General features: G+C 67.0%; 23 protein-coding genes and 1 tRNA gene. 6 read left to right on the plus strand and 18 right to left on the minus strand.

The features are described from left to right. Both GDIA_RS07075 and GDIA_RS07080 read right to left on the minus strand, forming a co-directional pair. Complete coding sequence (locus GDIA_RS07075; protein ID WP_012553769.1) at positions 1–510, minus strand: CHAP domain-containing protein; 510 nt, start codon at positions 508–510, stop codon at positions 1–3. After that, positions 507–1,187, minus strand: a complete 681-nt coding sequence (locus GDIA_RS07080; protein WP_012553770.1) for a RecX family transcriptional regulator — start codon at positions 1,185–1,187, stop codon at positions 507–509. The genes GDIA_RS07075 and GDIA_RS07080 overlap by 4 nt, the downstream gene beginning before the upstream one ends. A gap of 177 nt (positions 1,188–1,364) precedes the next feature. Between GDIA_RS07080 and GDIA_RS07085 the strand changes: the two genes are divergently transcribed. After that, positions 1,365–2,135 (plus strand): class I SAM-dependent methyltransferase, encoded by a 771-nt coding sequence (locus GDIA_RS07085; RefSeq protein WP_012553771.1) that lies wholly within the window; start codon positions 1,365–1,367, stop codon positions 2,133–2,135. A gap of 14 nt (positions 2,136–2,149) precedes the next feature. Here the strand turns inward: GDIA_RS07085 and GDIA_RS07090 are convergent, their stop codons facing one another. The 3 genes from GDIA_RS07090 to GDIA_RS07100 form a co-directional block, all read right to left on the minus strand. Next, positions 2,150–2,758 carry a tetratricopeptide repeat protein gene (locus tag GDIA_RS07090; RefSeq protein ID WP_012553772.1) on the minus strand — a complete coding sequence of 203 codons (609 nt, stop codon included), beginning with the start codon at positions 2,756–2,758 and terminating at the stop codon, positions 2,150–2,152. Positions 2,759–2,853: 95 nt separating this feature from the next. Next, positions 2,854–2,979, minus strand: a complete 126-nt coding sequence (gene ykgO / locus GDIA_RS07095; RefSeq protein ID WP_012223099.1) for a type B 50S ribosomal protein L36 — start codon at positions 2,977–2,979, stop codon at positions 2,854–2,856. Positions 2,980–3,098: 119 nt separating this feature from the next. After that, positions 3,099–4,031, minus strand: a complete 933-nt coding sequence (locus GDIA_RS07100; RefSeq protein ID WP_012223097.1) for a hydrogen peroxide-inducible genes activator — start codon at positions 4,029–4,031, stop codon at positions 3,099–3,101. 144 nt (positions 4,032–4,175) lie between these two features. On the opposite strand from GDIA_RS07100, the gene GDIA_RS07105 reads away from it, so the two are divergent. The 3 genes from GDIA_RS07105 (at position 4,176) to GDIA_RS07115 (ending at position 5,713) form a co-directional block, all read left to right on the plus strand. After that, positions 4,176–4,718 (plus strand): peroxiredoxin, encoded by a 543-nt coding sequence (locus GDIA_RS07105; RefSeq protein ID WP_012223093.1) that lies wholly within the window; start codon positions 4,176–4,178, stop codon positions 4,716–4,718. A 202-nt stretch (positions 4,719–4,920) separates the two neighbouring features. Next, positions 4,921–5,466, plus strand: coding sequence for an alkylhydroperoxidase, AhpD family (locus tag GDIA_RS07110; protein ID WP_012223091.1), 546 nt, complete (start codon positions 4,921–4,923; stop codon positions 5,464–5,466). Positions 5,467–5,636: 170 nt separating this feature from the next. Further along, a tRNA-Asp gene (locus tag GDIA_RS07115) sits at positions 5,637–5,713 on the plus strand. Between the two features lie 35 nt (positions 5,714–5,748). Here GDIA_RS07115 and GDIA_RS07120 read toward each other — a convergent pair. The 8 genes from GDIA_RS07120 to GDIA_RS07155 form a co-directional block, all read right to left on the minus strand. After that, positions 5,749–6,879 (minus strand): PQQ-dependent sugar dehydrogenase, encoded by a 1,131-nt coding sequence (locus GDIA_RS07120; RefSeq protein WP_012553773.1) that lies wholly within the window; start codon positions 6,877–6,879, stop codon positions 5,749–5,751. A gap of 15 nt (positions 6,880–6,894) precedes the next feature. Next, on the minus strand, positions 6,895–7,368 hold the full coding sequence (locus GDIA_RS07125) for a low molecular weight protein-tyrosine-phosphatase (protein ID WP_012223087.1): 474 nt from the start codon (positions 7,366–7,368) through the stop codon (positions 6,895–6,897). 55 nt (positions 7,369–7,423) lie between these two features. Next, positions 7,424–8,278, minus strand: coding sequence for a carboxylating nicotinate-nucleotide diphosphorylase (nadC, locus tag GDIA_RS07130; protein WP_012223084.1), 855 nt, complete (start codon positions 8,276–8,278; stop codon positions 7,424–7,426). Beyond that, positions 8,275–9,831 carry an L-aspartate oxidase gene (locus tag GDIA_RS07135; protein ID WP_012553774.1) on the minus strand — a complete coding sequence of 519 codons (1,557 nt, stop codon included), beginning with the start codon at positions 9,829–9,831 and terminating at the stop codon, positions 8,275–8,277. The genes nadC and GDIA_RS07135 overlap by 4 nt, the downstream gene beginning before the upstream one ends. Then, positions 9,828–10,814 carry a quinolinate synthase NadA gene (nadA, locus tag GDIA_RS07140; protein ID WP_012223080.1) on the minus strand — a complete coding sequence of 329 codons (987 nt, stop codon included), beginning with the start codon at positions 10,812–10,814 and terminating at the stop codon, positions 9,828–9,830. The genes GDIA_RS07135 and nadA overlap by 4 nt, the downstream gene beginning before the upstream one ends. 192 nt (positions 10,815–11,006) lie before the next feature. After that, positions 11,007–11,909, minus strand: coding sequence for an NUDIX hydrolase (locus GDIA_RS07145; protein WP_012223079.1), 903 nt, complete (start codon positions 11,907–11,909; stop codon positions 11,007–11,009). A 161-nt stretch (positions 11,910–12,070) separates the two neighbouring features. Next, the gene (locus GDIA_RS07150; protein ID WP_012223077.1) at positions 12,071–12,541 is read right to left on the minus strand and encodes a phosphate-starvation-inducible PsiE family protein; all 471 of its coding nucleotides are present in this window, start codon (positions 12,539–12,541) and stop codon (positions 12,071–12,073) included. Positions 12,542–12,643: 102 nt separating this feature from the next. Then, a complete protein-coding gene (locus GDIA_RS07155) occupies positions 12,644–13,906 on the minus strand; it encodes an outer membrane beta-barrel protein (RefSeq protein WP_012223075.1) in 1,263 nt (420 codons plus the stop codon). Between the two features lie 178 nt (positions 13,907–14,084). Here GDIA_RS07155 and GDIA_RS07160 point away from each other — a divergent pair, with 178 nt between their 5' ends. Both GDIA_RS07160 and GDIA_RS07165 read left to right on the plus strand, forming a co-directional pair. Beyond that, positions 14,085–14,666 carry an NnrU family protein gene (locus GDIA_RS07160; RefSeq protein ID WP_012223073.1) on the plus strand — a complete coding sequence of 194 codons (582 nt, stop codon included), beginning with the start codon at positions 14,085–14,087 and terminating at the stop codon, positions 14,664–14,666. A 48-nt stretch (positions 14,667–14,714) separates the two neighbouring features. Beyond that, positions 14,715–15,503 carry a VOC family protein gene (locus GDIA_RS07165; RefSeq protein ID WP_012553775.1) on the plus strand — a complete coding sequence of 263 codons (789 nt, stop codon included), beginning with the start codon at positions 14,715–14,717 and terminating at the stop codon, positions 15,501–15,503. Positions 15,504–15,542: 39 nt separating this feature from the next. Here GDIA_RS07165 and GDIA_RS07170 read toward each other — a convergent pair whose 3' ends face one another. The 5 genes from GDIA_RS07170 to GDIA_RS07190 all read right to left on the minus strand — a co-directional run bounded on the left by GDIA_RS07170 (position 15,543) and on the right by GDIA_RS07190 (position 24,490). After that, a complete protein-coding gene (locus GDIA_RS07170; protein ID WP_012553776.1) occupies positions 15,543–16,952 on the minus strand; it encodes an efflux transporter outer membrane subunit in 1,410 nt (469 codons plus the stop codon). Beyond that, a complete protein-coding gene (locus GDIA_RS07175) occupies positions 16,952–18,133 on the minus strand; it encodes an efflux RND transporter periplasmic adaptor subunit (protein WP_012223067.1) in 1,182 nt (393 codons plus the stop codon). The genes GDIA_RS07170 and GDIA_RS07175 overlap by 1 nt, the downstream gene beginning before the upstream one ends. Beyond that, the gene (locus tag GDIA_RS07180; protein ID WP_043458780.1) at positions 18,130–21,267 is read right to left on the minus strand and encodes an efflux RND transporter permease subunit; all 3,138 of its coding nucleotides are present in this window, start codon (positions 21,265–21,267) and stop codon (positions 18,130–18,132) included. Before GDIA_RS07180 ends, GDIA_RS07175 begins: the two co-directional genes overlap by 4 nt. A 163-nt stretch (positions 21,268–21,430) precedes the next feature. Continuing rightward, positions 21,431–22,993, minus strand: a complete 1,563-nt coding sequence (locus tag GDIA_RS07185; RefSeq protein WP_157864157.1) for a tetratricopeptide repeat protein — start codon at positions 22,991–22,993, stop codon at positions 21,431–21,433. Positions 22,994–23,029: 36 nt separating this feature from the next. Then, positions 23,030–24,490, minus strand: a complete 1,461-nt coding sequence (locus GDIA_RS07190; RefSeq protein ID WP_049763004.1) for an HlyD family type I secretion periplasmic adaptor subunit — start codon at positions 24,488–24,490, stop codon at positions 23,030–23,032. Positions 24,491–24,498: the final 8 nt, after the last annotated feature.

A 24,498-nucleotide genomic window follows, 5' to 3' on the forward strand; every position in this document is an offset into this window, starting at 1 on the left:
TCAGGCATCGGGGGACGGGCGTAACGGCAGGTCGCGGGAAATGAAACCATAGGTCGGATAGATTGTCCTGCCCATGCTGTGGACCGGTTGCCACCAGACCCTGACCGCCGACCAGTCGTTGGCGCGGGACACATCGACGATCGGAATATCGTGTTCGATCCGTCCGGGCACCCAGTTCGCCTGGTCGACCAGGATCGCCCGCGTGCCGCGCACCTGGCGGACCACCGAGACATGGCCGTCCGGCAGCCGGCCGGTCGAGCGGAAGACCAGGACCTCGCCGGGTTCGGGCACCCGGGAATGGGCATAATAGCCCGCCGATTGCCGCCACCACCCCGCCGCCGGCCCGCTGAGCCGCAGCCCGGTGACCGACCGCGCATAGGGCGCGCACTGCACCCTGCCGTTCCAGCCCGCGCCGCCGCCGCAATCCGCCAGCGGCAGCATGCAGCACAGCGCCAGCCAGCGGGCGCGCAAGGGAAGCCTTATCGGAAGCCTCGCCGGACGCCCCGTCATGCCGATTTCATCCGGATGACCCGCTCCTCGGCCTCCTCGGGGTCCATGTCCAGGGCCGCTTCGGCCACGGCGCGGCCGAAGCCCGCGCGGGCCATGGCCTCCAGCACCCGGCGGCGGCGGGTGACCCGGTCGTCCTCCGCCCCCCCGTTCGCTTCCCCCTCCGCCGCATCGGACGGGGGGGCGAACGGGCCGGCGCGGCGGCGCCGCGCGAACACCAGCGCCGCCGCCAGTTCGGTATCCTGCCCCTGCCCGCCGCGCGCGCCCAGGGTTTCGTCCAGGACGGAGCCGAGCGTGTCCTCTTCCACCCCCCTTACGGCCAGATGCGCCTGCACCGCGCGGCGCGACCGGCCCGCGCGGGTCAGCGACCGGGCGCGGGCGCCGGCGAAGGCGGCATCGTCCACCGCGCCCAGATCGGCCATGTCGCGCACCACCTGGTCGATCTGGGCGCGGACGGGGGTGATCTGGGTCTCGATCTCCTCGGGCAGGGTGCCGGCCTGGGCCGCACGGCGGGCCCAGCGTTGCAGGAAGCGATCCAGGACCTGCGCCAGCCCGGCCCGTGTGGTGCCGAAGCGCGCCAGATGCGCCAGCGCCACCGCGCGCAGGGCGGCGCGATCGGGCACCGGCGCATCCGCCCGGCGCCCGCGGGTGGTCATGTCCCGGGCGACACGTTTCGTCATGACAGGATCATGGCACACGCGATCCGAAATCGCGAAGCCCCTGCGCGGTACAGAGCGCGCAAGATCGGCTTGATGTCCCGTTCAAGCGTCTCTCTGCTTCAACGGACGGCCCTGTATCTTCGGGATATCATCGGGCCGGGTCCCGATTGCAATCTGCGCCTGCGAGGAGAGCAAGCGATGACTGAAGAACACGACGCCGCATACCGGGCCTTCACCGCGCGGCAGTACGGCGTGCGCGCGGCGGATTACGTGTCGAGCACGGTTCATGCCGGCGGCGCGGACCTGGATGAGATCGAACGCGCCGTGGCAGGCAGGGGGCTGGCGCGCGTGCTGGACCTGGGCTGCGGCGGCGGACATGTCAGCTATCGGGCGGCGCCCCATGTCGGGCAGGTCGTGGCCTGCGACGTGACGCCGGACATGCTGGACGCGGTCGCCCGGACCGCGATCGAACGCGGCCTGGACAATATCGTCACGCAGCGGGCAGCGGCCGAAAGCCTGCCCTTCACCGACGCCGCGTTCGACGCGGTGCTGTGCCGCTTCACCGCCCATCACTGGCGGGACATCGACGCCGGCCTGCGGGAGGCACGCCGGGTGCTGAAACCCGATGGCCTTGCGATTGTCGTGGATGTCACGGCCCCGGCCGACCCGCTGTGCGACAGTTGGCTGCAGACGCTGGAACTGCTGCGCGACGTGTCGCACGCACGCGATTACAGCGTCGCCGAATGGACCGCCGCCTTCGGCCGCGCCGGATTCGCATTGCAGGGCGTAACGCCGCGCCGGCTGCGGATGGAATTCGCAAGCTGGGTCGCCCGGGCCCGGACGCCGACCGAACGAATCGACGCGATCCGGTCCCTTCAGCGCGCGGCACCCGAAATCGTCGCCGCGCGATTCGCACTCGAGGATGACGGCAGCTTCCTGCTGGACACCACCAGCTTCACGGTGACCTGAAGCGTCCGCGCGCCTTACGTGGGCTGGCCGTAGGCGCGCAGGTGCAGCTTTTCGCCGTGGGCGCGGCCGCCCTCGGTCATCGGGTCCAGGACCATCACGTGCTGCCAGGCGCGGTAGGCGGCCTGCCAGTCGCCGCGCTGTTCCTCGACCGTCGAGAGGACCTGCCATGCGACCGCGTCATGGTCGTCATGCTGCAGCGCCACGCCCAGGTCGGTCACCGCGCCGTCCAGGTCGCGCGCCGCAAGCCGGGCCTGGGCGCGGTCCCGCCACAGGATGGCCGCATCCGGCTGAAGCACCAGCGCATCGTCCAGGTCCTCGACCGCATCGACCGGCTTGCCGGCGGCCAGGTGCCCCTGGGCACGGCGCAGCAGCAGGCGGGTGGTGGGCGACAGGGGGCGCAGCCGGGCCTGTTCCAAACCGACTTCCAGCGCGGCGGCCGTACCGCGGGACGTGGCCCGCGCCAGTTCCGCCGTCAGCAGCGCCAGTTCGTCCGCGCTGGAACCATGCCGGGCGGAGAGAGCGGAGGAAGGCGGCGCGGCCGGAGGGGACGGCACGGTGGGTGGAGGGGCCGCCCGCGCGGGTGCCGCGACAGCCAGCCATAGCGCCGCGATCAGGGCACCCATGCGCAAACACCCGCATCCGGGACCGGACAGCCGGACCCGAACGCGGGTGCGCGAATCACACAAGATGAACCGTACGGCCAAGGCCGCCCGGACAATCAGCCCTGGCGGGCCTTCATGCGCGGGTTCTTCTTGTTGATGACATAGACCTTGCCATGACGACGGACCACACGGCAGTCCTTGTCACGAACCTTGGCCGACTTCAGGCTGTTTCTGATCTTCATGACCCGACCCTCACTGGCGGCAGGAAACCGCAAAGACGGGCCGAATACCGGTCCCACGGCACGGAGTCAACCGCACACCCCCGCCCCATGCCTGACTTTCCGCCCATGGATGTGTTTTTTCACACCATGGCGGGGGCGGTAACGGCAGGCGGGCGGATATGCAGGCCAAGCTGGCGGAAGTCGGCCGCGCGGGGCGAGCGCGGGCGCCAGGCCAGCCCGATCGTGCGCCAGGCCTGGCAGCCCGTCACCGGCCGGACGACGAGCGGCAGGTCGCGCAGGATTCCCGATTCCACCGCCAGACGCGGCAGAAGGGCGATTCCCAGCCCCTCCGCCACCATGTCCACCAGGGTATAGAGCGAGGTCACGACGAATTCCTCGTCCCCGTCCGGGGTGCTCCAGCCCCGTTCCTGCCGGCATAGCGACAGCGTCTGTTCGCGCAGGCAGTGGCCGTCTTCCAGCAGCACCATGCGTTCGCCCGCGATCCGTTCGACGGGAATCGAGTCGAGGGCGGCCAGCGCATGGTCGGCCGGCAGCAGCAGCATGAATTCGTCCCGCCACAGGGGCAGGGTTTCCGTGCCTTCGCACGGGCAGGGCATGGCCAGCAGCACCAGGTCCAGCCGGCCCAGCGCCAGCTTGTCCATCACGTTGCCGGTCAGGTCCTCGTTCACCGACAGGCGGATCTGGGGGAATTGCCGGCGCAGGCGCGACACCAGCCCGGGCATGATGAAGGGGCCGATGGTGGGAATGACCCCGATCCGCAGCAGCCCGGTCATGGGCGCGCGCGAGGCATCGGCCACGTCCTGCACCGCCTGCAGCGTCTCCAGGGCGAATCGCGCCCGGGCGGCGACTTCGTCGCCGATGGGGGTGAAGACCACGCGCTTGCCGACGTTGCGGTCCAGCAACTGGACGTCCAACTGCCGCTCCAGGGCCAGGATTCCGGCCGACAGCGTCGATTGCGTGACCGAACAGGCCAGCGCCGCACGGCCGAAATGACGCAGTTCCGCCAGCGTGATCAGGTACCGCAATTGTTGTGCCGAAGGCAGAGGTGTCATCGATTCTTTCGATTGTCCGGATATAAATTATTCATTGGCATGATATAGGCTTCAACGCCATAAAATACAGTCCGAGGCCGGACCGCCTGTTCAGGGCGCCGCGCCAGGGACCACGACACGTCGTCACTATGAGGGAGTAAACCGATGCTGACAGTCGGCAACAAGTTTCCGGAATTCAATCTGACCTCCGTCCCCGGTGGCCCGGAAGGGCTGAAGGGCAATTTCGTCCAGATCTCGGACAAGAGCGATGCCGGCAAGTGGAAGCTCGTCTTCTTCTGGCCGAAGGACTTCACCTTCGTCTGCCCGACCGAGATCGTGGCCTTCGGCAAGATGGCCGGCGAGTTCAAGGACCGCGACACCGTCGTCTATGGCGTGTCCATCGACAGCGAGTTCGTGCACCTGAACTGGCGCCTGCATCATGACGACCTGAAGGGTCTGCAGATTCCGATGCTGGCCGACATCAAGCGCGAGCTGTCCGAGGCCTGCGGCGTGCTGTCGCCGGAAGCCGGCGTGGCCTATCGCGCCACCTTCCTGGTCGACCCCGAGGGCATCATCCGCCATGTCAGCGTCAACGACCTGTCGGTCGGCCGCAACCCGCAGGAAATCCTGCGCATCCTGGACGCGCTGCAGAGCGACGAGCTGTGCCCGTGCAACTGGAAGCAGGGCGACGACTTCCTGAAGGTCTGATCGGTCCCCGGTCATCACGGTCCGGCCCCGGCGGCCGGACCACTCCTTCCCCGCCGGCCGAGGACGCCCCGATGACGCCCCGATGACGCCGGGGGGGAACCGGCCGATGCGGCCCGCATATTTCCCCATTCCCTTCATGGAGCCGACGCGCGGCGCGCCCGCTGGCCGGTCGCGATCCGCTCCGTCCCAGCAGGTATCCACCATGTCGATCGAAACGCTCAAGGAGCGCCTTCCGGACTACGCGAAGGATCTGAAGCTCAACCTCAGTTCGCTGGCCAACGACATCACCCTGTCGCCGCAGCAGCTGGCCGGGACGTTCGTCGCCTCGGCCATCGCGTCACGCAATGCCGACGTCACGCGCGCCATCGTGGCCGAATACGAATCCGTCCTGTCGCCGCAGGCGCTGACTGCCGCCAAGGCCGCCGCCGCGATCATGGGGCTGAATAATATCTATTACCGCTTCGTCCACATGGTCGAGGGCGACTACGCCCACATGCCGGCGCGGCTGCGCATGAACGTCATCGGCCGCCCGGGCGTCGAGAAGCTGGATTTCGAGCTGTGGTCCCTGGCGGTGTCGGCCATCAACGGCTGCGGCATGTGCGTCGAGAGCCACGAAAAAGTGGTGCGCGAGGGCGGCCTGTCGGCCGAACAGGTCCAGACCGCGGTGCGCGTCGCGGCGACGGTCCATGCGGTGGCGGCGACCCTGGACGGGGCCGCTGCGCTGGGCGATCACCCGGCGGCAGGCTGACCCGTGCCCCGGCGGGCGGAACCCGCCTGCCGGGGACGTTCCCAGGGGCCTTTTCCGGGACCTATTTCATCGCACCGTCATTTTTCGTGCGGAATGCGGTTGCCAGAATCGCCAGCCTTTGTTAATTCGCCCTCCACGAACGGATGCGGGGTCCCAGACCCCGAGCCGATGCGGGTGTAGCTCAGTTGGTTAGAGCGCCGGCCTGTCACGCCGGAGGTCGCGGGTTCGAGCCCCGTCACTCGCGCCATCCCTTCCCCTCCCCGATATTTCGGTCCGGTCGCTTCAGTCCCTGCCATAGGTCACGCGATAGATCGCGCCGGCCAGGTCGTCGCTGACCAGCACGCTGCCGTCCGGCAGGGGCTGCACGTCGGCGGGGCGGCCCCACGGGGTTTCATCCTGCTGGAACCCGTCGATCAGCGGCACATAGGACGCGATACCCCCATCCGGGCCGAAGCGCACCGCCATGACGCGATAACCCGCCAGCCGGCTGCGATTCCACGACCCGTGTTCGGCGATCAGCAGGGCGCCGCGCCACGCCGCGGGAAACTGGCTGCCGGTATAGAAGCGCAGGCCCAGGGCCGCGACATGCGCGCCCAGCTTGAGCACCGGCGGCGTGAAGTCGGAACACGGATGGCCCCGCCCGAAGACGGGGTCCGGCACGTCGCCCTGATGACAATAGGGATAGCCGAAGGACTGGCCGGCATGGTCCACCCGGTTCAGCTCGTCGCTGGGCACGTCGTCGCCCATCAGGTCGCGTCCGTTATCGGTGAACCACAGCGTGCCGGCCCCCGGCTGCCCCGGTTGGCCCGGCTGCCACGTGAAGCCCACGCTGTTGCGCAGGCCGTAGGCCACGTCCTCGCGCCCCGTGCCGTCGGGATTCATGCGCATCAGCCGGCCGAACCGGTGCCCGACGTCGCAGATATTGCACGGCGCGCCGATCGGCACATACAGCTTGCTGTCCGGGCCGAAAGCGATGAATTTCCAGCCATGGTCGCCCACCCGCCAGGGCAGGTCCGGCACGGCGACCTGCGGCGCGGGCGGGTGGTCCAGCCGGTCCTCGATCCCGCGCAGGACCACGATGTCGCGCACGTCGGAGATGTACAGGTCGCCATCCCGGAAGGCCACGCCCACCGGCATGGTCAGCCCGCGCGCCACGACCCGCACCCGGCGGCCCCGTCCCGGCCCGTCATCGGTCACGGCATAGACCGCGCCCGCCGTCATCGAGCCCACGAACAGCGTGCCCCGGGCGCCGATCGCCATCTCCCGCGCCGAAGGAACCTGGTCGGTATAGACCGAGACATGGAATCCCGGCGGCAGGCGCAGCCGCGCGACCGGCGGCGCGGCCCGTGTCCCGGCGGCGGCCAGCATCGCCCCGAGAAGGACAAGCATCGACATGGTCCGGCGGAACGGCATGTGCGGCGTATCCTCCTAACGGGAGCGGATGAGCCTCGCCACCAGGGCCTCGGTCCCCGCCTGGACGTCCGCCCAGGTGGTGTGGAAATCCCGCGCCTGTCCGTAATAGGGATCGGCCACCGACTGGCCGACACGCCCTGCCACATGATCCAGCAGCAGCGAAAGCTCCGCGATTCCATCGCTCGGCCGGCGCGCGCGCAGGACCTTCAGGTGGGTGTGGTCCAGGGCGACGATATGGGTGAAGACTCGGAAATCCTCCGCCGTGACCATGCGCGCGCGATAGCCCGCGATATCGATCCCGTTGCGGCGGGCCACCTCCTGCGCGCGGCGATCCGGCGGCTCGCCGGTATGCCAGTCGCCGGTCCCCGCCGAATCGACGACGGCATCCAGCCCGCATCGGGTGGCGGCGGCGCGAAACGCGGCCTCGGCCAGGGGGGAGCGGCAGATATTCCCGGTGCAGACGAACAGGATGGCGGGACGGCGGGACATGGCACGACTCTAGCGGTTCCTTTTTGAAAAAAAGAACCAAAAAACTTTGATCCGGTTACCCTTCCTCGTAATCCAGCCCGATATCCAGCGCGCGCACCGTATGCGTCAGCCAGCCGACCGACAGGATATCGACACCGGTCCGGGCGATATCGGCGGCGGTGTCGGGGGTGATGCCGCCCGATGCATCGGTCAGGGCGCGGCCGTCCACCATCGCCACCGCCTCGCGAAGCTGGGGAAGGGTCATGTTGTCCAGCAGGAACACATCCGCCCCGCCGGCCCCCAGGGCCTGGGCCAACTGGTCCAGCGTATCGACCTCCAGTTCGATGCTGACCAGGTGGCCGGCGCGGGCGCGGGCGGCGGCCAGGGCGCGCGCGACGTCGCCGCCGGCCAGGGCGATATGGTTGTCCTTGATCAGGATCGCGTCATCCAGGCGGAAGCGGTGATTGGCGCCGCCGCCGGCCCGCACCGCATATTTCTGGATCGCGCGCAGGCCCGGCAGGGTCTTGCGCGTGCAGCAGACGCGCGCGCGCGTGCCGGATATGGCCTGCACGATCCCGGCCGTGGCGGTGGCGATGCCGCAGAGATGCGACAGGAAGTTCAGCGCCACCCGTTCGCCCCCCAGGATCGCCGCCGCCGGACCGCTGACGCGCGCGATGCGGTCACCCGGGGCGACAGGGCTGCCGTCCGGCCGGTCCACCGTGAAACGGACCGACGAATCCAGCAGGGTAAAGGCCAGCCGGGCCAGCGACAGGCCCGCCACCACGCCGGGCTGGCGCGCGACCAGGGCGGTGTGCAGCACCTGCCCCGGCGCCGCCAGCGCATCGGTCGTGATATCCCCGCCGCACCCCAGGTCCTCCAGCAATCCGGCACGCACCAGCGGTTCGAGCATGAGATCGGGCAAGGGGGTCATGGCACGAGGATTCCATTGTCAGAAAGAGAGGCCGCGGCAGGCGCGAGCGATGCGAGCGCGGCCAGGCCCTGGCGCATCGTCAGGCGGGTATGCACCGCCTGGGGCGCCGTGTCCGGATAGTCGGACCGGTAATGGCCGCCCCGGCTTTCCCGCCGGCCGAGCGCGGACACGCACAGCAGCGCGCCGACCAGGGCGTGGTCGTCATCCATGACATGCGGGGCCAGCGCGCGGATGGCGCGGGTCAGGCCGTCCGCGTCACGCAGGATGCCGGCGGCGCGGCCGATGCAGGCGCGGATATCCGCCAGGTCGTCGGCCCCGCCGCCGGGGACGGGCGTGTCGTCCGGCAGCCCGTCCGGCACCGGCAGGGATGTGGCGTCCAGGTCGCGGGCGACGAAGCCGCCGCAGACGAAGGCTTCCAGCAGCGAGTTACTGGCCAGCCGGTTGGCCCCATGTAGGCCGGTCGACGCGGCCTCGCCGCACGCCCACAGGCCGGGGACGGTGCTGCGGCCGCGCAGGTCGGTCTCGATCCCGCCCATATGGTAGTGCACCGCCGGACGCACCGGAATCGGCTGCCGGTCGGGGTCGATGCCGTGTTGGACACAGGCCCGCGCGATGGCGGGGAAATGCCGGGCGAAGTGGCCCTGCGTGGCGGCCCGGGCATCCAGCAGGACGCGGTGGCCGGCCGACAGATGCGCCTGGATCGCGCGGGCCACAATGTCGCGCGGCGCCAGTTCGTCGGTGAAACGCGCGCCGCTTTCATCGACCAGGATCGCGCCCGCCCCCCGCACGGCCTCACTGATCAGTACGCGGGGGGCCGCGTCCGACCCGACCGCCAGCGCGGTGGGATGGAACTGCACGAATTCCAGGTCGCGCAGCACCGCGCCCGCGCGGGCGGCGCAGGCCAGGCCGGACCCCAGCCCGCCGGGCGGGCTGGTAGTGGTGGGAAACAGCGCGCCGACGCCACCGGTGGCGATGACGCAGACCGATGTCGGCAGGATCAGCTCCTGCCCGGCCCGCGCGATCCGCACCCCCGCGACCCGTCCGTCGCGCACGATCACGCGGCGCAGGGCCGCGCCGTCCAGCACCGTGATGCGCGGGGTGGCACGGGTGCGCGCGACCAGGGCGCGCATGATTTCCGCCCCCGTGCCGTCACCATGGGCGTGGGCGATGCGCGGGCGGGAATGGGCCGCTTCCAGGTGCAGGTCCAGCCTGCCGTCAGGGCCGGTATCGAACGCCACGCCCAGGTCGCGCAACGCGGCGATGGCGCCAGGGCCGGCGCGGGTGATGGCGTCCACCACTACGGGGTCGCACAGGCCGACACCGGCCTCCAGCGTGTCGCGCGCATGCAGGGCGGGCGTGTCGTCCGGGCCGATCGCGGCGGCGATTCCGCCCTGGGCCAGCGCGCTGGCGGCGTCCGTCGCCAGCGGCGCGGGCGACAGCACCACGCAGGGACGGTCCATCAGCAGCGCCGTCGCCAGCCCGGCCAGCCCCGCCCCGGCGATGACCGGCTGGCCGGCCCAGGAACCGGCGTCGGTGAGGCCCGGACCGGTCATGACGCGGCGAGCATCCGTTCCACGGCGCGACGCCCGCCCGCCACCAGATGCGGGGGAATCGTCACCTCGTGCGTCATGGTTTCCAGGGCCCGGCGGATCGCCGGCAGGGTGATGCGCTTCATGTGCGGGCAGAGATTGCACGGGCGCACGAATTCGACGGTGGGATGGGACGCCGCCAGGTTGTCGCTCATGGAACATTCGGTCACCAGCATCACCTTGCGGTGCGTGCCGCGCGCCACGAAATCGGACATCGCCGCCGTGGAGCCGGAAAAATCGGCCTCGGCGACGACCGAAGGCGGGCATTCCGGATGCGCCAGCACCGCGACATCGGGATTGTCGGCGCGCCAGGTGCGGATTTCCTCCGGCGTGAAGCGTTCATGGACCTCGCAATGGCCGGCCCAGGTGATCATCTCGACCCCGGTTTCCCGCTGGATGTTCTGGGCCAGGAATTCGTCGGGGATCATGATGACGCGCGGCACGCCCAGGCTTTCGACGATGCGGCGCGCATTGGCCGAGGTGCAGCAGATATCGCTTTCGGCCTTCACTTCGGCCGAGCTGTTCACGTAGGTGACGACCGGCACGCCCGGATGGGCGCGGCGCAGCGCGCGCACGTCCTCGGCCGTGATCGAATCCGCCAGCGAGCACCCGGCGTGCAGCGACGGGATCAGCACCGTCTTTTCCGGATTCATCAGCTTCGCGGTTTCGGCCATGAAATGCACGCCGGCCATGACGATGACCTCAGCATCCAGCCCCTGGGCGTCACGCGCCAGGGCCAGGCTGTCGCCCCGAATGTCGGCGATGCAATGGAAGATTTCCGGCGTCTGGTAGTTATGGGCCAGGATCACCGCCCCGCGCCGGCGCTTCAGGTCCAGGATGGCCGCGATGTCGTCGGCGAACAGATCCCATTCCATGCGCGGGACGACGCGGGCGACGCGGTCATAAAGCGCGTCGAGCTTGGACGGGGCGACGAGAGTCTCGGACATGTTCGGCTCCTTCGGCCCAATTTATACTCACTGTGAGTATAAATTGGGTACATGAACTCGCCGGTCTTGTTCCGCCAATGCGCGCGCGCCGTCAAGCGAATTGCGTGCCATGCACCACGGCATCACGAAGAAAAATCGGGTATTCCATTGGGTTGGTCAGGAACAAACAAATCGTGACCGAGGGCGGAATCGTTAGAATGGCCGCGTCAGCGGCAGCTTCGACCCGGCAATGCGCCGGGCGCCGATGACCTCGCGCCGGAAACGGAACAGGCGCGCGGGGCGGCCCCGCGTCTCGGGGGCGAAATCGGCGGTCTCCTCGACCAGGTCCTGCTGGGTGATCAGGCGACGGAAATTCTGCTTGTGCATCGACTGTCCGGCGACGGCCTCGACCGTGCGCTGCAGGTGCAACAGGGTGAAGCTGTCGGGCATCAGCTCGAAGATGACCGGCCGATAGCGGATCTTGGCCCGCAGCCGCGCCATGGCGGTGGCCAGGATGCGGCGGTTGCCTCGCGCCATGGGCACGCCGGGCAGCATCGCGGCGCCGGCGCCAGCGCGGCCGGATTCCGGCACCAGGCCCGCTTCCCACAGCAATTCGTAGCGTTGCAGTACCAGTTCGTCGTCCCAGCCCAGGCCGTCCAGCCCGAAGGTCAGGGCGATGCGCTGCCGCCGGACCTCGCGTTGCAGGGGGGGCGCCTGCCGCGCCCAGTCGTTCAGCCGTTCGGCGATGCGCACCACCAGGTCGCGGCCGCTGGGCGCGGTCTGGTCTTCCCAGGGAAAATAGGCGTACCAGTTGCGCCAGCCATGTTCGCCACGATGGATGCGGGTCAGCGCCAGGTAGGAAATCAGGACCGTCCGGTCATCCGGCGCATCGCCGGCCGACGTGCCGTCCGGAGCGTCGGCGAAGGTATAAAGCTGTTCCACATGGCCCAGCGCGTGCCCGGTCTGCCGTTCGACCCACAGCCGCAGGCCCGTCTGCAGGGAACGATGGCCGGCCTCCAGCGGGCCCGAGGGCAGCAGACGGCCGGAATCCAGCGTCAGGACCATGGGCCGGTCCTCGCTGACCGCGATCAGCACCGCGATCAATTCCGAGGGCATGATGCGTTTCCTTGAGCTGCAACCGGGGCGCTGAAACCGGCGCGCGCCGGCCGATTGGCCATATCATCGACCGGCGCATGCGGGAAAGGATCTTCTGGCCACGCGGTCCGGTGTTGCACGTGAAACCATGACGGCCCGCAGGCGCCGGCCACGCGGGCCGATCAGGAAACGCCGGTTTCCGCCGAACCGGCCACCGACGCGGGCGTCCGCACGAACCAGTAGACGAGGCCCAGGGCCAGTACCGACGCGGACAGGGCGAGCATTTCCATGACGTTCACCCCGCTGAGGTCGAGGACGATGAATTTCCGCACGGTCGCCATCATGCCGATCAGCAGGACGGAGCGCATGCGGACCATGCTGTGCGGCTGCACATCCGGCATGACAAGAATGGAATGCTTGAATTCCAGCGCGATCAGCACCGTGAAGAACAGGCCGAATATCGCCTGCAGCATCGCCGGATCGGTCGGCGCCAGTCCGGTCGTAAGGACCATGGCGCCGACGGCGACCACGACATGGAACAATCCGACGGAGGCCACGATGATGATCGACAGGGTCAGGACGAGCATCGCAATTTCTTCGAACAGATCGAATATTTTCGCGATCCTCATGAACCCTGGTATGGTCTTGATCATAAATTTCCTCTCGTCCGATGGGGGTCTGGACGGAAAGATATCTTCCTTTTCTTCGGAAGAAGAAGCAAAAAGACCTGATTCGTCTTGGAACCGGACAGGACTCTAGAATCCAAGCACGGCATCCGCCCCGAACGTGAACATCCCGACATTGCGCAGATCGTTGAAAGGTCTTGTTCCGTTCAGCGACCGGTCGAACCGGATTTCGGGCCGGATCTCGAACAGCTTGACATGATGACCCAGGGCAGGATGCCACGTGACACCCAGCGTCAGCGCGCCATACGTGGTGGGCGGCGCCGATTGCGTGGCCGCGGGCTCTCCCAGCAGGGCCTGCATATAGGCGTTGTTTCCCAGGAAACTGGTGACGAGCAGGCCGGTATTGTCGCGATAGATCTCGCCACGGTAGTTGAAGGTCAGGCCGGGGGTGACCTGATAGCTGAGGAAACTGACGAAGCTGACCGTATCGGCGCGCAGCCCCTCGTCATGCAGGACGTTGAATTCCCCCGTCAGCGACAGGCGATCGTCGATCTTGTAGGTGGCATTCAGATCGTTCCAGAACCGTTGCGCGCTGTTGGCGCGCGGGCCCAGCGCGCGCACCGCGTTTTCGGGCCCGACGCGGCCCAGATAGACGAAGGACAGGTTTCCGCCCAGGAAGCCGTTGCCCGCCACGCCGAAATAGCCGGCCGCCGCGTTGTTGTCGTCGCCCCCGCCAAAGCTGGTCTGGTTGCCGGTATCGACGCCGAACAGCGCATCCAGCCTGTCGGTCGCATGCCACTGGAACATCGCGCCGACATGTTCGAACGGTGTCGAATATTGCGTCGTATAAGCCAGGGTATAGAACGGCCGGGTGGCCGGATCGAGGGATTCCACCCCCATGGGCGATGCCAGGATGCCGGCCTGCATGTCCAGCCCATGCCGCGTCACCCAGGGCAGGTGCAGATCGACATGCGCCTGCGCCGGCATGATCTGGTACCGCCCGGCGATCGTGCGGTCCGATATTCCGGCGATGTTGTAATACCGCGTATCGGCGCCATACATTCCGCGCACGACGAAGCCGACCTGATAATCGCTGGACGCCTGGTCCACCGGGCGGCTGACCGTGATCGTCACCTGGTCCAGTTGCGCCTGGTTGGCATGGTCGCCGAAGAACTCCCCGAAATTATTGCCGTTCGCCGGCCGGGCGGGATTGGCGTTGATCCCGCCTTCGATCTGCCCGTCGACCGTGATCCCGTCGACCCAGCCCGTGCCGCCGGCCGCCCGGGCGACGGAGGGGAGGCAGGGCCCGCACACCAGGGCCGTCACCGCCAGAAGCCCTGCCCCCGTCAGGCCGCCGCGGCGGATGGGACGGGGGCAATTCGATCGAAACATTGTTTACTCGCAAAAGAACGCTTCCTGCCGGGCACCCGGATGCCCCCTACCGGATAGAGACACCGCCCCCCTGCCGCAACACGCCCACCGGATCGTGAAGCCGCGATGGTGGATCGTCCTGCGGAAACCGGTCCCTGTCCCACCCGTTGCGGCCACGGCATCGAAGGGGCGTCGCGTCATGCTGCTGCTGATCTGCGGTCTGGTCGTCTTTCTGGGCATGCATTCGGTGCATATGGTCGCGCCGGCCTGGCGGGCGCGGCAGATCGCCGCGCTGGGCGAAGGGGGCTGGAAGGGCGTGTTCTCGCTGGTCTCGGCCATCGGCCTGGTGCTGATCGTGACGGGATTCGGCGGGGCGCGAATGCAGCCGTACCTGCTGTACAGCCCCCCGGCGTGGCTGCGCCATGCCAACGCGCTGTTCATGCTGGTGGCCTTCGTGCTGGTCGCGGCGGCCTATGTGCCGGGCAATCACCTCAAGGCCCGTCTGGGCCATCCGATGCTGGCGGGGGTCAAGGCCTGGGCGTTCGGCCATCTGCTGGCGACCGGCATGGTGCATGACCTGGTGCTGTTCGGGCCGTTCCTGCTGTGGGCCGCGCTGGATTTCGCGATGTCCCGCCGTCGCGACCGGGCGGCCGGAACACTCTATCCGGCCGGAACGGCGCGGGGCGACGTGGCGGCGGTGGCCATCGGCGCCATCGCCTGGATCGGCATGGCGGCGTGGCTGCACCGCATCCTGATCGGTGTTCCCGCCCTGGGTGCTTGATGAAAGGCGGGAGCGACACCACGATCATTCCCAGCAGGGGGAACCACCATGTCCACCTCCACCATGTTGCCTTCCGTGGACCGGTTCGTCTGGTATGAACTGGTCACCACCGACGCCGACGCCGCCACGGCGTTCTATCGCTCCGTCATCGGATGGAGCGCCAGGGATTCCGGTTTGCCGGACTGGCACTATACGATGCTCAGTGCCGGTGACAGGCCGGTCGGCGGCCTGCTGGAGGTGGCGCGGGCCGCACGGGACGACGCGGTGCGGACAGGCTGGATCGGCTACGTCGCGGTTGGCGATGTCGATGCCGTCGCGGCACGCGTCACGCAGGCCGGCGGCGCCATCCACCGCGCCCCCCAGGACATTCCGGGCGTGGGCCGGTTTGCCGTCGTCGCCGATCCGCAGGGGGCGATCTTTGCGCTGTTCCAGGCAACGGGCGAAGACCCGATGCCCCCCGTGCAGGAGGGCACGCCGGGCCATGTGGGCTGGCACGAACTGCATGCCATCGACCGCGAGGCCGCCTTCGGCTTCTATGCCGGATTGTTCGGATGGACGAAGGCCGAAACGATGGATATGGGCCCGATGGGGATCTATCAGCTTTTCGCGACCGGCGGACCGCCGGTCGGCGGCATGATGAAGAAGGCCGATTCGGTTCCGGCCCCGTTCTGGCTGTATTATTTCAATACGGAAGAAATCGGGCCCGCCATCGCACGCGTCCACGAGGCCGGCGGCACGCTGATCAACGGCCCGCACCACGTGCCCGGCGAGCGCTGGATCGCCCAGTGCCGGGACCCGCAAGAGGCGATCTTCGCGATGGTGGCCCCCAAACCTTAGAGCGCGTGATGAGGTGATCCCACCTCATCACGATCTGCTTTATCCGCCCCATCCCCCGCCCAGTGCCTTGATCAGCGCCACCGACGCCGTCATCCGGCGCACGCGGATATCGACCTCGGACAGCCGGTCGGACAGTTCGATATTCCGTGCGAGGATGACGTTGTAGTAGCTGGCGAGCCCGCCGGTATTGAGTTCGCCCGCGCGATGCGTCGCGTCCTGCGCCGCGATGACGGCCTGCTGCTGCGTGGCGGATTCCTCGGCCAGACGACGCAGGGAGACGAGGCTGTCCTCGACATCGCGGCAGGCATCGAGGACCGTCTGCCGATAGCGCGCGACCTCCTCGTCATAAACCGCGCGGGCATGCGCGTTCAGGGCGGCGCGCCGGCCGCCGTCGAACACGTTCAGCAGCGCTTCCGGGCCGAAGGACCAGGCCTGGGCCGGCGCTACCAGAAGGTGGTTGGGCATGGCGGCCTGCACGCCCATCATGGCGTTGATGTTGAAAGCGGGAAAATACGCCGCCCGCGCCACGCCGATATCGGCGTTGGCCGCCGCGACGCGCCGTTCCGCCGCCGCGATGTCCGGCCGGCGCTGCAGCAGCGCCACCGGCAGGCCGGGGGCGATCGGGGGCGGGGCGGAATCGAGCGAACGCGCCGCGACGGCGAATGTCGCCGGCGGCTGGCCGGTCAGGATGGCGATAGCATGTTCCAGCATGGCCCGCCGCAACCGGTTGTCGGCGGCCTGGGTCAGCAGCCCGTCGAGCTGCGCGGTGGCGGCGGATACATCGGGCTGCGCCGCGTAGCCGACATCGAACTGCGCCTGGGTCAGGGCCAGCGCATGCCGGTAATTGCCGACCGTCTGGTCCAGGACCGCCTGCATGGCGTCGTAGCCGCGCAGCGTGAAGTAATCGGTCGCGAGTTCGGCATGAAGGCTGAGATCGACCGTGGCGAGGTCCCCGGCGCTGGCCTGCGCCCGTGCCCGGCCGGCCTTCGCGGTATTGCGGACGCGGCCCCAGACGTCGACCTCGTATTGCAGGTCCAGGCCCAGGCTGTAGCTGTTGAAGGTCGACTTGTTGAACACGTTCGCGGTTTCGCGCGACAGGCCCGATCGCGACGCGGAACCGGTGAAATCCAGCGTGGGGTAATAGCCGGCCTGGGCCGTGCGGGCGTCGGCGCGGGCTTCGTCATATTGCGCGACGGCGACCCGCAGGTCCTGGTTCGCGATCGTGACCCGGTCTTCCAGCGCATCGAGAACAGGATCGTGGAAGATCCGCCACCATGGCCCCTTCGGCACATCGTCCCCCGGCACCGCCAGGGCCCATCCGTCCCGTTCCTTGAACGATGCCGGGACCGGCGCCACGGGCGGCGCATAGCGCGGCGCCAGGTCGCAGGCAGCCGGTACCATGGCCGCCAGCAGCATCAGGACACGCCACGCGCGGCTGTGGCATGACATCACGGATGCCGGTCCGGCCTGGCTGCCGCCTGGGCAGGGGCCGGGGATGCGACATGCACGCGCTCGCCATCCGCCAGCGAGGATGGCGGGTTGAGGATGACCCGGTCCCCGGGGGCGATGCCGGTCAGGATTTCGACCGTCGTCCCGAAATCGCGTCCCTGCGTGATCGCGTGCAGGCTGGCCCGTCCGTCCGGCGACAGGGTGGCGACCCGCAGCCCTTCGGCCCGGAACAGCAGGGCGTTGGCGGGAATCCGCACGCCCCGATCCGCGCGGCGCAGCTTGAAATGGACCTCGGTATAGCCGCCGGGCAGCAGCGCGCCCTGGGCGTTGTCGGCGCGAAGCTGCACCAGCAGGGTCCGGGCGTCCGGCTGCAACGCGCCCGCCGTGCGGGTCAGCGTGGCCGGGAAGGCGCGCCCCGGATATTCCGGAAAGCGGAGTTCGACCGGAAGGCCGATCCGGATATCCGGCGCATAGGTCTGCGGAACCTGGACATAGACCCGCAGCCAGCTCGTATCGGTAACGCGGAACAGTTCCGCGCCGCTGCCGCTGCCGGCGGTGATCAGGCTGCCATTGTCGGTCTCGCGCGCCGTGACGATACCGTCGTAGGGTGCCACGACTTTTTCGAACCCCACCAATTGTTCCAGCCGCTGCACGTTGGCCTCGTTCGAGGCCACGGTGGCGGCGCGGGCGGCGGCGTCGCTGGCGGCCTGATCGTTCTGCTGCGCGGAGACCGAACGTGTCGGCAGCAGGGCATGCACCCGCCGGGCCGTCGCCTGCGCCACCATGTTGTTGGCGCGCGCGGTCATCAGGTCGGCGCGCGCCTGGCGAAGCTGCTGGTCGATTTCCGGGGATTCGATCGTCGCCAGCAGATCGCCCGCTTTCACCCGCGTTCCGATATCGGTATACCAGCGCTGGATATATCCGCTGGTCCGCGCATAGATCGGCGTGTCGTACGCGGCGCTGACGCTGCCGGGCAGCACGATCTCCTCGACATCCGGGCCGGCCTGGGCCGGGACCACGGCCACCGTCGCGACGGCGGCGTCATCGGTCGCCCGCGCCAGCCTGCGTCCGGCATGGACCCGCGACCAGATCCCCCAGCCGGCAACGCCGATCGCGACCAGAAGAAGACCGGCCAGCAGCAGCCCGGCGCGGCCACGCCCCGCCTTTGGCCCCTCGGTCACGACGCGGCCCCGTTTTCCGGCGCGGGCGGGCGCGCACCCCGGCCATGGATCATCGAGAACACCGCCGGCACGAACACGAGCGTCGCGGTCGTCGCGAAGCACAATCCGCCGATCACGGCCCGCCCCAGCGGCGCGTTCTGCTCGCCCCCCTCGCCCAGGCCGAGCGCCATCGGGACCATGCCGATCATCATGGCCAGGGCAGTCATCAGGACGGGACGAAACCGCGTATATCCGGCCTCGACCGCGGCGGTGTGCGCGTCCGAGCCCTCGCGGTCCATGTGGTCGCGGGCGAAGCTGACCACCAGGATGCTGTTGGCCGTCGCCACCCCGATGCTCATGATCGCGCCGGTCAGGGCCGGCACGCTGACCGGCGTGCCGGTCACGATGATGAACGCGTCGGTCCAGGACTGGAAATTGACGACGATCAGCAGATAGACCAGCAGCGTCGCGAAACCCAGGCCGGCATACAGCGCGGTGAAGGCCGTATTCATCGTTTCCGCCTGTCCCCGCACCGTGATCCGCGATCCGCGCGGCAGGTCCTTGTGCATGTCGGCGACGATCCGGCGGATATCCGTCGCCACCGCGCCCAGGTCGCGATCCTGGGTCGTGGCGTAGAGATCGACCGTGGGCGCCACGTTGTAATGGGTTTCGACCGACGGCCCCACCCCGCGCAGGACCGTCGCGACGGCGCCGAGGATCTGGTTGCCCGCGCCGCCGGTGCCCCCGATCGGGATGTCGCGCAGGGTGTCGAGGGAATCGAGCTGGGGCTGCGGCGTCTGGGCAACCAGCGGGTAGGATACGCCGTTTTTGGTATCGAGCCAGAATGTCGGGTTGGTCTGGAACGTTCCGGTCAGCGACACCAGCAGGTCGTTGGCCACGTCGCGTTGCGTCAGGCCCAGTTCCGCCGCCCGGCTGCGATCGACGCGGACATCGAATTCGGGATAGTCGTACGCCTGCTGGATATGAGGGTCGGCAATGCCCGGCACGTGGCGGATGCGCGCCAGCAGGCGCTGCGCGTACCGGTTGTTGGCCGTCAGGTCGAAGCCCGCGACCTGAACGTCGATCGGCGCCGGCGCGCCGAAATTCAGGATCTGGGTCACGATATCCGTCGGCAGGAACGCAAACGTGACGCCGGGAAACGCGGCGGCCAGGCTGCCCCGCAGCCGCCGCACATACTCCGCCGTCGGGCGGTGGGTGGCGGACAGGGTGATCAGGATATCGGCATCGGCGGCGGTGGTGGGGGCCGAAGTGCTGTAGGTCAGATTGATGCCGCTGACCGGCAGGCCGATATTGTCCACCACGCTGCCGATCTCGGCGGGGGGAATGACGGTACGGACGGCATCTTCCACCTGGTCGCACAGGCGCGCCGTTTCCTCGACCCGCAATCCGGCGTGGGCGCGGACATGAAGCTTGATCTGTCCGCTGTCGACCGAGGGGAAGAAATTGCTGCCCAGCCACAGGAACAGCAGCAGCGAGACCAGCATGAAGCCGAGAAAAAGAGGAACGAACACCGACCGGCGGGCGATGGTGCTTTCCAAGGTCCGGCGATAGCGGTCCCGCACGCCCTGGAAGCCGCGTTCGAATCCCTGCTGCCACCGCCGCAGCGGATTGCGCGGCGGCGCGTCCCCGTCGTGCGCCCCCTTTCCCTGGACCGGGTGCGGCTTGAGCCAGTATTTGGCCAGGGTCGGCACCAGGGTGCGCGACAGCAGGTAGGACGCGAACATGGCGAAGCAGATCGCCTCGGCCAGGGGCACGAACAGATAGCGCGCGACGCCGCCCAGGAAGAACATCGGCGTGAACACGATGCAGATGCACAGCGTCGCGACGAAGGCGGGCACGGCGATTTCCTGTGCGCCGGCCAGGATCGCGGGCTCCACCTCCTCGCCGGCTTCCAGGTGGGCGTTGATGTTCTCGATGGCCACGGTGGCGTCGTCGACCAGGATGCCGACCGCCAGCGCCAGGCCGCCCAGGGTCATGATGTTGATCGTCTGCCCCAGGAAGAACAGCGCGATGATCGAACACAGGATCGACAGCGGGATCGAGATCGTGATGATGATCGTGCTGCGCCAGCTTCCCAGGAACAGCAGGATCATCAATCCCGTCAGCGCCGCCGCGATCGCGCCCTCGCGCACCACGCCGCTGATCGCGGCCTTGACGAAGACCGACTGGTCGCCGATCGGCGCGACGCGAAGCGCCGGCGGCGAACTGGCACGGATCAGCGGCAGCCGTCCCTTGATCTGGCTGATGATATCCAGCGTCGAGGCGTCACCGGTCTTCTGGATCGTCATCAGGGTGGCCCGGCGGCCGTCGACGCGGACGATGTTGGTCTGCGGCGCCGACCCGTCGCGCGCATGGGCGACATCATGCAGATAGATGATGGTACCGTTGACGATGCGGATCGGCAGGTCGTTCATGTCCTGCGCCAGGACGGGGCTGCCGTTCAGCCGCACGTTGTACTCGAATTCGCCGACCTTCTCGGTCCCGGCGGGGATGATCAGGTTCTGGGCGTTGATGGTCGCGACGATGTCCTGCGCCGAGACATGCCGTTCGCGCATGCGGGACTGGTCGAGGTCGATCTGGATCTGCCGCTGCCGCCCGCCATAGGGAAAGGGAATGGACGCGCCCGCCACGCCCGCAAGCTGCGTCCGGACGAAATTGTTGGCCAGGTCGAACAGCCCCTGTTCGGTAATCGTCTGGCTGGACAGCGCCAGTTGGATGATCGGCACGCTGGACGCGTTGTAGGACAGGATGAAGGGCGGCGTGGTGCCGGGCGGCAATTGCCGCAGCCAGGCCTGCGCCACCGCCGTCACCTGGCTCATGGACAGGTCGACGTTGGCGCCCTCGTGGAAGAACAGCTTCACGACGGCCATGCCGGTGATCGACTGGGATTCGATATGGTCGATATCGTTGACCGCGACCAGCGACGCGCGCTCGAACCCCGCGGTGATCCGGCCGCTCATTTCCTGGGGCGGCAGGCCGTTATAGGTCCAGATGACGCCGATGACGGGAATGCGGATGGCGGGGAAGATATCGGTCGCCATGGTGGCGATCGTCAGCGGCCCGAGGATGGCCAGCAGCAAAGCCAGGACGATGAACGTGTAGGGCCGGCTGAGCGCGATCCTGACGATCCACATCTTGTTGGTCTTCCCGATATCGCCAGGGGCATGTCGGTCCGTGGTTCGAGAGACCATAAGAGTCCGTGGCCACCGAGAGTTCCGGCGGCCGGTGGCGTAGGAGGCGGTCTTCGTTCTTTTTAAAAGAAAAAATTTTTACGCATTCCCCAACCGTATGCCAGGATCATGTAAGCTCCCGTAACGGCGCCTCCTCCGTGCCACAAGGCGATGACCGGCTAAGTATGCGCCGCGCATGCTTATGGCCACCAGATGCCGCTCGGCGATACCAGAGCGCGGCCTGTGCCATATTCGACCCGATTGCGCCTCGCTTGTGATGAAAACTCCCGAGTGCATACATGGCGCCGATGTGACCGGCCTTTGCGCCTTTGAAAAAAAACTCCCGAGCGAGGCCGGCGTCCGCCTTGCCTCCAAGACCGTTCATGATCATTTGGCCCGCAGCGACGTGAGCCGTCACGATTCCCCCCTTAGAAGCCTTGATGAACAGTTCTCTGGCCATGACCATGTCACCCCCCTTCAAGGATCTTATGCACAGCGCCAGGGCAAGATACGCCAACGGAATATCCTGGGCGCATAGGGCGTTGAGCTTCGCGAGGACGCGAGCCTGGAATTCGCCCGGATTCCGTACGCTCGCGGCAAGCTTGCGCACGGCCGGTTCATATCCATGTTGCAGAGCCAGGAGATAACACTCTACGGCCTCGATGGACGTTCCGCCCGGCTCCTGAAGACGCTCGATGGCCTCTCCCAGCCTGAAGATCGAAACCGGATCGCCATGTCCGGCTCCTATTTCATACCATCGCCTCATTTCATATGCATGGTGTCTGGCGGCATACATTTCGCCCAGAAGACGGCAGGCGCTCCAGTCTCCCTTGAGTGCTGCGCGTCTCAACCAGGTTTCCCCTGCTGTTCGATTGGGGGGACCACCATGGCCGTCGAGCAGAAAAGTACTCAGGCGCATCATGGCCTTGATCACGCCGCCTTCGGCGGCCTGCCGGTACAATTCCCGGCTTCTGGACAGGTCTTTTTCCACTCCGGATCCGACTTCGTACAATCCACCCAGAAGATATGCGGCAACGGGACTTTTCTCCTCCATGGCAAAAAGAAGCGCCTTCTCCGCCTCCTTGAGAGCAGGAAGGCCCGCACTCCGAAACCGTAGGAGCGTTTGTCCAAGACCAAGTCCTGCCTTGCGGCTTCCCGCCTCCATCGCAGCCCTATAATGCTTTATGGCCATATCGATATCCTTATAGGCTGACCTCTCTAACGAATAGATATAACCAAGGCAGACGTGCCCTTCTGCCACGCCGCCCGCGATCGCCTTATTTGCCCAATAAAGAGCCTTGTCAGTGTCAACATTGTTTCTGCCATGCCGCTCATCTTTAACCAGTCGAGCAACATGCGAAGCATCCTCGAAGTCGGGAAGCCCTTCGAGATACAGAAAGGAAAGCTTGGCCATAGCCTCGGCAATTCCGGCATCGGCCGCTGCAGTCAGCCTGCATAAAGCCTGTGCTCGGTTGCGCGGCACGCCTTTGCCTTCGAGATAGCAGAGTCCAAGCTGATACTGGGCTTCCGGTCTGCCTCTGTTCGCAGCTCCTAAGAAGCACTTCGCGGCTTTTACCCAATCCGCAATTTGATCCGATGCCAGGTAGCGCTTTCCTTTTCCGTACAATCGGTTTCCCGGCAAGTACGTGTTTCTGTCGAAAATGTTTCGAAAAGAAACCACGACTGACATCCTCACTTAGAATTTTCCTGAAAGAATAAGTCCGTTTTACGGTTCCCTCATACCATCGGTAATAAGTGGCATTATACTATTCAGAAGGAATCGCATAATGGTACGCTTGCCCACTTGAATATCGGCGGTGACGGGCATGCCCGGACGTGGGTGGAAAAACGACGGGACACCATGCAGCGTGTAACGCTCGATGCGCAGGCGCACGCGGTAATAGGATTGGGCGGCGTCGGCAGGGTCATTACTCTGAGCAGCCGCCCTTTCGGCGCTTGATGATGGTCCTTGTCCAGTCTGCCCATCGAACGTGTCGGCACTGATCTCGCGTACGGTCGCCTCGGCGCCGCCATATTGCGAGTATGGAAAAGTCGCGAATTTGAGGAGCGCCTTATTGCCGGGTTGTACAAAGCCTGCGTCCTTGCCGCTCAGATGGGTTTCGACTTCGAGCCCGCTATCGATTGGAACAAGAGTCATCAGTTCCGAGCCGGTGGTGAGGACGGATCCGGTCGACAGTTTAGCAATCGTCAAGACGATGGCGTCGTTCTGGGCCTTCAGGACGGTCATGCTCTTGCGGAGCTTCGCCTTCTGATAGTCGCTGTCAGCCGTGGAAAGCTTGTGCTGGGCATCGCTCAGGTCGTGATAGATGTCGGCTTTCCACGTTTCGATATAGCCTTGCCGCTCGGCGACCAGCGCCTGCAGCTTGCTTCGGACGGACGCGCCGTCGTGCTGCGCCAGGATTTCGGATCGCGTTACCTCCATCAGGTCGTTTTGAGCGCTTAGCGTGGAGAGGCGGCTTCCAACCTGGTCGGCCTGCAAGCGTGCCCGCATCGCACGAACGTCGTTTGCGACCTTGACGCGCGCCGCATACATATCGGCATTGGCCAGGTCCCCCTGGAGATCGGCGGTCTGGGACGCGATCTGTTCCTGATAGTTGGCGATTTTTGCGTCGAACTCCGCTTTTCGGCGCAGAAATGTCTCCGCCTGTTGTGTCGAGGCAGGATTGTCTCGATCCGGTTTGTAGTCCCGACCTTGCGCTTCGGCGGAGAGACGCGCGACCTCGGCGCCGTAGCTCTGGGTCTGCGATCGCAGGTCCTCGATATCGGCGTCATTGACAGTAGGATCGAGTCGCACCAGCACCTGCCCCTTATGAACGAGGTCGCCTTCATGCACGTCGATACTATGAATGATCGACGTTTCGAAGGGCTGCACGACGAGGGGCTGCTGGGTGGATATGATCTTGCCGGTGGTGGACACCACCCGGTTCAGAGGAAATACCGCCATGAACACAATGCTGCTCGCGGTCAGGGCCCCGATCAGCCAGGAGATGTATTGTGCCGCTGGCGTCGGCGGCATATTGACGAGCGCGGTGGTCGGTGAATGAAACTCGATCAGCGCTGGCGGCAGGTCGGCGAAGGAAAACGGATCAGCGGCCCGGGGCAGAAAATCCTTCGTCTTCTCGATCTCGTCCTTTTTGCCGACAGCGGGCGGCGCGATCTCCTGGATGTTCACGA

This window comes from Gluconacetobacter diazotrophicus PA1 5, assembly GCF_000021325.1.
Lineage (GTDB): Bacteria > Pseudomonadota > Alphaproteobacteria > Acetobacterales > Acetobacteraceae > Gluconacetobacter > Gluconacetobacter diazotrophicus.